The organism is Pseudomonas sp. 1L-E-NC-VB-C3 (assembly GCF_057291535.1).
The window spans coordinates 121416-130370 of the sequence record NZ_JBXAWD010000016.1 but is presented as its reverse complement, the minus strand read 5'-3'; the positions used below and the strand labels follow the sequence as shown (position 1 = coordinate 130370).

Annotated in this window: 6 protein-coding genes; 3 read left to right on the top strand and 3 right to left on the bottom strand. The window is 59.8% G+C overall.

All coding sequences use genetic code 11. The features are described from left to right. The first annotated feature begins 179 nt into the window (after positions 1–179). The 3 genes from AC0Z5Z_RS23120 to AC0Z5Z_RS23110 are packed head-to-tail and all read left to right on the top strand — an operon-like array spanning position 180 to position 3745. A complete protein-coding gene (locus tag AC0Z5Z_RS23120) occupies positions 180–839 on the top strand; it encodes a paraquat-inducible protein A (RefSeq protein ID WP_056790348.1) in 660 nt (219 codons plus the stop codon). Then, positions 826–1449, top strand: coding sequence for a paraquat-inducible protein A (locus AC0Z5Z_RS23115; RefSeq protein WP_071173597.1), 624 nt, complete (start codon positions 826–828; stop codon positions 1447–1449). The genes AC0Z5Z_RS23120 and AC0Z5Z_RS23115 overlap by 14 nt, the downstream gene beginning before the upstream one ends. Continuing rightward, positions 1442–3745 carry a PqiB family protein gene (locus AC0Z5Z_RS23110; protein WP_041480022.1) on the top strand — a complete coding sequence of 768 codons (2304 nt, stop codon included), beginning with the start codon at positions 1442–1444 and terminating at the stop codon, positions 3743–3745. The genes AC0Z5Z_RS23115 and AC0Z5Z_RS23110 overlap by 8 nt, the downstream gene beginning before the upstream one ends. Before the next feature lie 175 nt (positions 3746–3920). On the opposite strand, the gene mksF is transcribed toward AC0Z5Z_RS23110, so the two are convergent. From mksF to mksB, 3 genes are read right to left on the bottom strand one after another with little or no spacing between them, the layout of a single operon-like run. Continuing rightward, a complete protein-coding gene (gene mksF, locus AC0Z5Z_RS23105; protein WP_485611690.1) occupies positions 3921–6761 on the bottom strand; it encodes an Mks condensin complex protein MksF in 2841 nt (946 codons plus the stop codon). Next, positions 6758–7459, bottom strand: a complete 702-nt coding sequence (gene mksE, locus AC0Z5Z_RS23100) for an Mks condensin complex protein MksE (RefSeq protein WP_016773189.1) — start codon at positions 7457–7459, stop codon at positions 6758–6760. The genes mksF and mksE overlap by 4 nt, the downstream gene beginning before the upstream one ends. Continuing rightward, on the bottom strand, positions 7449–8729 hold the full coding sequence (mksB, locus tag AC0Z5Z_RS23095) for an Mks condensin complex protein MksB (protein WP_160768349.1): 1281 nt from the start codon (positions 8727–8729) through the stop codon (positions 7449–7451). The genes mksE and mksB overlap by 11 nt, the downstream gene beginning before the upstream one ends. Positions 8730–8955 lie beyond the last annotated feature (226 nt).

Genomic DNA, 8955 nt, shown 5'->3' with positions numbered 1-8955 from the left:
GTTTCCCCATGTGAGAGTAGGTCATCGTCAAGATTAAATTCCGAAACCCCAATTGCGAAAGCAGTTGGGGTTTTGTTTTGCCTGCGAGAAAGTTTCAGCGCTATGGCGAACAAAATTGCACAGTTATTTTCGAAGCAGAACACTAGAATAGCCCCATCTTTATCGGAGCCAGAGCCTGTATGTCAGAATCGGTTGACGCCCCCGGGCTGTCAGATTTACCGCTGGAAGACTTGATAGCCTGCCACGAGTGCGACCTGCTGATGCGCAAGCCGACACTTGCCCATGGTGAGAAAGCACTCTGCCCGCGTTGTGGTTATGAGTTGTACGCCCATCGCCATAACGTGGTGCAGCGCAGCCTCGCCCTGGTGATTGCCGCGTTATTACTTTACGTGCCGGCAAACTTTTTACCCATCATGCAACTCAATATCCTCGGGCAATCCTCGCAGGATACGGTCTGGAGTGGCGTAGTCGGCCTGTTCAGCACCGACATGCAAGGTGTGTCGATCGTCGTCTTCCTTTGCAGCATGGCCATACCGTTACTCAAGTTGTTGTGCCAGCTGTTTGTGTTACTGACGATTCGTTTCGATGTCGGCCGAAGCTACGGTTTGCTGCTCTATCGTATTTACCACCACCTTAGGGACTGGGGCATGCTCGAGGTCTACCTCATGGGCGTCCTCGTCGCGATCGTGAAGCTGGCGGATATGGCAGCAATCACCGTCGGCCTCGGACTGGCATGTTTCATTGGCTTGTTATTGGTGCAAGTCTGGCTGGAGGTGGTGATGTCACCGCATCAGATCTGGCAGGCATTATCAGGAGAGGATGCCCATGCGGGCGATTGATGCGGGCATTCTGGTGTGCACCGAATGCCACGAACTGAACAAGCAGGAAGCTGACGTCGATGAGCAGAGCTGTACCCGCTGCGGCGCGCAGGTTCACGCTCGCCGCCCCAACAGCCTGACCCGCACCTGGGCGCTGTTGATCACGGCAGCCATTATCTATATTCCGGCCAACGTCTTGCCGATCATGACGGTCAGCTCTCTGGGCCAGGGTGAGCCGAGCACCATCATGTCCGGCGTGATTGAACTGGTGCAGCACGGCATGATTCCGATCGCAAGCGTGGTGTTCATCGCCAGTATTCTGGTGCCCACGTTCAAACTGGTCGGCATCGCGTTGTTGCTGTTTTCCGTGCAGCGTCGGCAGCCATTGTCGGCCCGTCAGCGCATCTGGATGTACCGATTCATCGAGTTCATTGGCCGCTGGTCAATGCTCGATATTTTTGTGATCGCCATTCTCGTGGCGGTTGTCAACTTCGGCCGGATAGCCAGTGTCGAAGCCAATCTGGGCGCCGTCGCCTTCGCCTCTGTGGTGATTCTGACGATGCTCGCCGCAGTTACTTTCGATCCCCGACTGATTTGGGATAACACGGAGTCGGACGACGACCATGACTGATTTGCCTGTAGCGAAAACCCGACCGGCTTCGAACTGGTCGGCCATTTGGGTGCTGCCTCTGATCGCGCTGATCATCGGCGGCTGGCTCGGCTGGCGTGCTTATTCCGAGACCGGTATCGAGATTCAGGTGCGCTTCGAAAGCGGCGAAGGCATCCAGGCCAACAAGACTGAAGTGGTCTACAAAGGCATGCCGGTCGGCAAGGTCAAGACGCTCAAGCTCGACGATGAGGGCAACTCGAAAGGGGTGATCGCCACCATCGAGATGAACAAGGATGTTGAGCAGTACCTGAAGACCAGCACGCGGTTCTGGCTGGTCAAACCGAGCGTGACCCTGGCCGGTATCACCGGTCTGGAAACATTGGTCTCGGGTAACTATGTCGCCATCAGTCCCGGTGAAGGCGAGCCGGTTCGCAAGTTTAAGGCTTTGGCCGAAGAGCCGCCGCTGTCCGACGCCAAGCCCGGTCTGCACCTGACCATCAAGGCCGATCGCCTCGGCTCGTTGAATCGCGGCAGCCCGGTGTTCTACAAACAGATCAAGGTCGGTCAGGTCAAAAGCTACGTGCTGTCCGAGGATCAGAGCACCGTTGAACTTAAGGTGTTCATTGAGCCGACCTACGCCAAACTGGTGCGCAAACATACTCGTTTCTGGAACGCCAGCGGCATCAGCATCGACGCTAACCTGTCCGGCGTGAAAGTGCGCAGTGAATCCCTGGCTAGTATCGTCGCCGGTGGTATCGCGTTCGCGACGCCGGAGAATCGCAAGGACAGTCCGGCGACCGATCCGAGCCTGCCATTCCGTCTCTATGAAGACTTCGACGCTGCCGCTGCCGGGATTCGCGTGAAGGTCAAACTCAGCGATTTCGAGGGCCTGCAAGCCGGTCGCACGCCGGTGATGTACAAAGGCATTCAGGTCGGCAACCTGAAAGCGCTCAAAGTCGATCCGGACCTGAACAGTGCAACAGCCGAGCTGACCCTCGATCCGTTGGCCGAAGACTATCTGGTTGAGGGCACGCAGTTCTGGGTGGTCAAACCGTCGATATCCCTTGCCGGTATTACCGGCCTGGAAGCGCTGGTGAAAGGTAACTACATCGCCGTGCGTCCGGGCGACAAAGGCGCTGCGCCGAAACGCGAATTCGAGGCGCGACCGAAAGCACCACCGCTGGACCTGCGTTCGCCAGGCCTGCATCTGGTGTTGTTTACCGATTCGCTGGGCTCGATCGATGTCGGCAGTCCGATTCTGTACAAGCAGGTCAAGGTCGGTTCGGTGCAGAGCTACCAGTTCTCCCGAACCAAGAAGCAGCTGGTCATCGGCGTGCACATCGAGAAGGAATACGAAAACCTGGTCAACGCCTCGACGCGCTTCTGGAATGTCAGCGGCATTACCCTCACGGGTGGCTTGACCGGCGGCATTCAGGTCAAAAGTGAATCTTTGCAAACCCTGATGGCCGGTGGTATTGCCTTCGAAACCCCACAAGCCAATGCGCCGTTGAAGAAACGTATCCCGCGCTTCCGTCTGTTCGCCGATCACGATGAGGCGAACAAGAAAGGTGCAGTCGTTACCATCAAAGTCGATCGCGCCGACGGTTTGAGCAGCGGTACGCCAGTGCGTTTCAAGGGGTTGGACGTAGGCAAGATTGAAAGCGTCGATCTGACCGACGACATGCAGTCGGTGATCCTCACCGCTCGCATCACCGAAGTGCCGGAGAAGATTGCGCGAGTCGGCAGTCAATTCTGGGTGGTCAAGCCGGAACTGGGTTTGATCAAGACGCAGAATCTGGAAACGCTGGTCACCGGCAAATACATCGAAGTCCAGCCGGCGGCGAAGAATCTCGGCCCGCAGAAGAACTTCGTTGCCTTGGCCGAAGCGCCGGAAGTCACCAGGCAAGAAGCGGGTCTGAGTCTGGTGTTGAGCGCCGCACGTCGCGGTTCCTTGAAGCCCGGCGTACCAGTGACTTACCGTGAGATCACCGTCGGAAAGGTGACCGGTTATGAATTGGGCCAGACAGCTGACCGTGTGTTGGTGCACATCCTGATCGAGCCGAAGTACGCGCCTCTGGTGCGCAGCGGCAGCCGTTTCTGGAATACCAGCGGCGTGGGCTTCGATTACGGCTTGTTCAAAGGCGTGACGGTGCGCACCGAATCGCTGGAGACGCTGATTCAGGGTGGCATTGCCTTCGCCACCCCGGACGGTGAACGCATGGGCAATCCGGCGCGAGCCGAGCAGACGTTCCCGCTGTTCGACAAATTCGAGGATGAATGGCTGACCTGGGCGCCGAAGATTCAGCTGGGTAAGTAGTGGCGCCTATTGAATAGCCTTCGCGAGCAGGCTCGCTCCCACAGGGGAACGCATTCCAATTGTGGGAGCGAGCCTGCTCGCGAAGGGCCCAGCCAAATCAACACAAAATCCACTCCATAAAAAAGGGCCGCGATCCCAGCAGATCGCGGCCCTTTTTGCCTTCAGCTAAAGCCGATCAAACCGCATCCAGCTCCGGCTCATCCGCCTGCACATTCAGCGTGGCCTTGACCACATCATGGCGGCGGATGTACTTCCAGTCCGCTTCATCGATGTAGATCCCGGCCGGGCCGCTGCCGCCTTCCAGGTCGATCGCGACACTGGCGCAGACTTGCGGCTTAACACTCGCCAGAATCGGCACGAAGCCCAGTTGCAGACTGGTTTCCAGCAACGCCGCCTGGTTCTTCTCGTCGATGTCCGCCGCCTCGTCGAGGTAGTACGGCAGACGCACGCGGCCGGCCAGATCGCGATCCATCAAGTGCAGCAACAAGTACATGTTGGTCAGCGCCTTGATGGTCATGGTCGTACCGTTGGAGGCCGCGCCGTCGATGTCGGTGTGGATCACCGGTTGGCCGTTGACCTTGGTGATCTCGAAAGCCAGTTCGAACAAGTCCTTGAGGCCGAGCTGGTTGTGGTTCGCTGCCACCAGCCGCGCCAGATATTCCTTGGCCTCTTCGTTGTTGTTGTCCTGCTCGGCGCTCTGGCTGAGATCGAACACCGACAGGGTTTCGCCTTCCTCATATTGCCCGGCGCTGTGGATGATCTGGTCGATGTGCTTGAGTGCTTCCTTGTTTGGTGCGAGGACGATGCGGAAGCTCTGCAGGTTGGAAACCTGCCGCTTGTTGATCTCGCGGTTGAACAGCGCCAGTTGATGCTCGAGGCTGTCGTAATCGCTGCGGATGTTGCGCAGAGTACGGGCGATGTCGGTGACCGCCGCGCGCCGCGCCTTGCCGAGGGTCAGGGCTTCATCGGTGCGGTGCGCGTAAGCGTTGATCAGCAGCGACAGACGTCGTTCCATGTCGTCTTCGCTGTCGAACTTGGCCACGCCTTTGAGGCGGACCTGCGCGTACAGCGCTTCGATCTGGCCATCGGCACGCAGCAGACCCTGCCAGCTGTCCTGATAGTCGTTGAGCAGCGGCAGCAGGTTGTCCATCGAATCATCGACCGGATCCATGAACGGCGTGCCGAACGGCAGATCCGCTGGCAGCAACTGACGACGACGCAGCGCGTCGTCGAGGGTGCGTTGCTTGGCCTCCATATCGGCGATCTGCCGGCCGACCAGTTGCAGCTTGGCCGACAGTTGCTGGACGCGCTCGGTGAACGCATCGCTGGAGCGCTTGAGTTCGTCCTGCGCGGCTTCCATCTGCGCCAGTTGCTCGAGCTTGTCGCTTTCTTCGGCGCTCAGGGTTTGGGTGCGACGGAAATCTTCCAGCGCCTTCTGTGCGTCCAGCACCTGCTGGTACAGCGCTTCGGTCTGGGTCTTGCTCGCGGCGCGGTCGGCGGCCACGGCCTGCTGGGTTTTCAGTTGCTTGAGCTCTTTTTCCAGACGCTCTTTCTGATCGCGCAACGCGGCGCGGTCAGCCAGAGCCTGCAAGGCCGGCGGCTCAATGTGCGAGATGTCGATCGACAGGCCCGGCACTTCGAAGCGCTCGCCCTTGAAGCCATCAAGAATCAGCTCCACGGATTTCACCCACTCACCGTTCTCGTCGAGGGTGATGCCGTGTTCGCCCAGCGGCAGGCTGAACAGCGCGCTGTTGAACAGACGCATCAGGCGCTCGACGTCCTGTTGCGAGAACTCTTCGCGCAGGCGGGCATAGCTGTTGTTATCAGCGTGATCGAGTTGTTGCTTCACCGACTTCAGGCGTTTTTCCAGATCGCGCAGACGCTCTTCGAGATCTTCGGCGCTGAACTGACGCGACTGCGCCAAGGCACCGGCCAGTTCGTCGTGTGCATCCTTGGCGGCGAGCAATTGTTGCTCGAGCACTTTGACGTCATCGACCAGGGCGAAGCGGTTCTTCAGCACCGACAGCTCGCCGAGCCAGCGCTGGATACCGGAAATTTCCCGTTCCAGACGCATCAGTTCCTGAGTACCACCGCGTTGATCGTTCTGCAGATCGTCCTGCTCGCGACGGTAGTGCTCGGCCTGGATGGTCAGCTCTTCCTTGCGCGCCGTGGCGTAGTCCGACCAGGTGCCGAGCAAGCAATCGAGCAGCGGCGACAGGCGATGCAGTTTGCCGCGCAGCACGTCGCGCTGTTTCACGCCGTTGGCCAGCGCTTCAACCAACGGGCCGGCGGCGACCAGCGAGTTGTAGTCCTGCTCCATGCGCCGCACATCGCGGAAGGCTTCTTCGCACGCGGCGATGTAATCGACGCTGCCCGAACGCAGGCTGTGTTCGAAGGCATCGAGGAACAGTTGCTTGAGCTTGGCCGCGGTGATTTCGCGCATGTGCAGCAGGTTGATGAACAACGCGCGGAAGGTCTTCAGGCTTTGCTCGCTGGTGGAGCGCAGCGGGATCAGGGTCAGGTCGAGCGGGATTGACGTGTGGCCGCCAACCAGCAAGCGGCGCAGTTCATCCGGCTTGAGTTCGTAGGCTTTCAGGCCTTCTTTTTCGAGATTGCTGAACAGTTCTTTCTGGCGCAGGCAGGTGTCGTTTTTCTGGTAATGCGCCAGGTCGAGCTTGCCGGCGTAGGCGAAGAACTGGTGCCCGAAACCGCCGCCCGGGCCGCGACCGACCACGCCGATCACGTGGGGGCCGTGGGGCAGGTTGACTTCGACGAGGATGTAACTGGTGTCGGAGGCGAAGTAGAAGCGCCGCGATTGTTCGAGGCTGTACTTGCCGAAGCTCATGTCCGACATGCGCGCCAGAATCGGGAACTGCAAAGCGTTGATCGACGCCGACTTGCCGAGGTTGTTCGCGCCGTAAACCGACAACGGTTCTTCCAGCGGGAACAGACCGAGGCTGTAACCGGCGGTGTTCAAAAGGGCAAAGCGGCGGATGCCGTAGCGTTCCTGGCTCATGCATCGGACTCCTGTTCTTCGGCAATGGCGCGGGCCAGTGCGTCTTCTTCGCTTTCTTCTTCAAATTCGGAAAGGTCGAGCGGATCGTCGGTTTCGAGAAATTTCGCTTCGGCTTCTTCGTCGATCAGCACCGGTGCCGGCAACGGCAATACGCTGTGCACGCTGGCTGCCAGGTCGCGGTCCTGTTGTACCGACAGGCACACGTCGAGGAAACGGTGCATCGGCGGCAGGAAGCGGTAGACACCGTTTTCTTCGCCGGCGAAACCGAGCTGAGTCATGCGGCGCATGATTTTTTCTTCGAGTTCTTCGACGGTCTGCACTTCGGCCTGAATGAACAGGTCGCGGTACTTGTCCAGCAGCGACGGCAATTCTTCGCGGCCGAGACTGCCGCCGTCGAGCACGGCAATCGGGTCGCGGCCCTGATCGGCCAGGTGCTCAACGAGGATGAAGGTGAACAGCGCCAGACGCTGGGCGGTCTTGTTCACCGCTGCGGCGGCCATGTCCGGCACGAAATAGTAGAAGCCACGGGTGTCGCAGACCAGTTCAAAGCCCAGCGCCTTGAACAGCGTGCGGTACTGGTCCTGGAAATTCGACAGTTGTGCGTACAGCTCAGGATCACGGCGGCTGACGTGGTAACCCTTGAACAACTCGCGGAAGATCGGCGCCAGTTGCGACAGTTCGGAAAGATCAAGATGCATTTGGGATGCTCGCAGAATCCTCGGCGGCGGTATCGCTGGCCGAGAGCAGGGCGAAGGAGCGCAGGCTGACCTGGTGCTCGTGAGTATGGTATTCGCGGCGTTCCAGACGCTCGCGCTTGAAGCGTTTTTCCCGCGACAGGCGCGAGAACCAGTAAAGCAATTCGTCGGTGGCGCCGTCCGGTTCCTGCTCCAGCAGCCAGGTCATCAGGTCCGGCATCGGCAGGGACTCTTCGCAACGATCGACCATCTCGCGCACGGTGCGCGGTGCACGTGGGGCGTCGCCAGCCTTTTGGGTTTTGTGCGCCTTGGGGAAGCGCGCCGGTTTCGGCTCGAAACGCGCCAGGGCATACACGTAGGCTTCGACCTGACTGGCGCTGCCGAGGAAGGTGCTTTGCGGACGGGTGAACAGTGGCATCGCCGCTTGCGGCACGGCGTCGATGCCTTTACGCCGGATCGCCGCCAGCGCCAGTGCGGCGCCACGGGTCACGGCGTTGTGCCGACGCGCTTCTTCACGCAACGGCAGCAGTAATTCGCGAGCATGACGCAGGGTCAGTTGCGCGCTGGTCTGCATTTCGAGGATGCGTGCGTGGGTGCGCAGGAGCATGTCGTCATCGACCAGATGGCCGAGGCGCTGCTGTTCGCTGAGCATCTTCAGCAGCACGGTTTCGACCTTGCGCACGCCTTGTTCGAAGGCGCCGTCGGCGTTGACCAGATCGATCATCGGCTCGACGTATTCGTCCCACGTCGCCAGGACCTCGGCGTAACGCTGACGCAGCGGAATCTGCCGGTCGCTGGTCTTCGCCCGTTCGGCGACTGCCACCAGGGCCTGTTCATCGTTGTCGAGTTTCTTCAGTACGTCGCGCACGCGCATGTCGAGCAAGCGCAGCTGGCGCGCCAGATCGTTGCCGTCACGAACGTCGAAAGCGTCCTGGATATAACCGGCCAGACGCTCAAGGTGACGCAGGTAGGCTTCGATTTCCAGGCACAGACCGAGGCGGTGTTCGCGGCGCAGGTAGGCGAGGAAGTCGTGGATCTGCGCGTTGAGCTCGAAACGGTTCGGGCTTTTCGCCACCGGAACCAGAATATCGAGGCGAATCCACACGTCGAGCAGGCTGGTGATGTCCTGAGGCGTGCTGTCGAGTTGTTGGGCGGCCAGTTGCGTGCGCAGTTCGTTGAGGCTCAGGGTGCCTTGGTCGAAGTGCTCGCACAGTGGCTCCAGAAGTGCCCAGTGTTCAGCGAGGGCGCGCAAGACGCGCTTGGGTTCGATCATCGGAATGGCCGGCTGGTTGGCGATTAAAAGCGGCGATTGTACTGCATCACAGGCGCGGCGATTCACTCTCGGGACGGGCTGTCGCATTCTTTGCCCAAAGGGCAGCGGCGCAGCGCAGCGCGGGGTATCGATCAACAGCGAGCGATCTTGTGCGAAGGGCGGTAGAATCAGCGCACTTTCCGTTATCCACAAGTGGCCGACCTTTGCTTATCGAGTCCCGCCGCCG

Bases quoted from the DNA above. Each gene is read 5' to 3' on its own strand.
- AC0Z5Z_RS23115 (WP_071173597.1), top strand. From the start codon at position 826: ATGCGGGCGATTGATGCGGGCATTCTGGTGTGCACCGAATGCCACGAA.
- mksB (WP_160768349.1), bottom strand. From the start codon at position 8,729: ATGATCGAACCCAAGCGCGTCTTGCGCGCCCTCGCTGAACACTGGGCA.
- mksE (WP_016773189.1), bottom strand. From the start codon at position 7,459: ATGCATCTTGATCTTTCCGAACTGTCGCAACTGGCGCCGATCTTCCGC.
- AC0Z5Z_RS23110 (WP_041480022.1), top strand. From the start codon at position 1,442: ATGACTGATTTGCCTGTAGCGAAAACCCGACCGGCTTCGAACTGGTCG.
- mksF (WP_485611690.1), bottom strand. From the start codon at position 6,761: ATGAGCCAGGAACGCTACGGCATCCGCCGCTTTGCCCTTTTGAACACC.
- AC0Z5Z_RS23120 (WP_056790348.1), top strand. From the start codon at position 180: ATGTCAGAATCGGTTGACGCCCCCGGGCTGTCAGATTTACCGCTGGAA.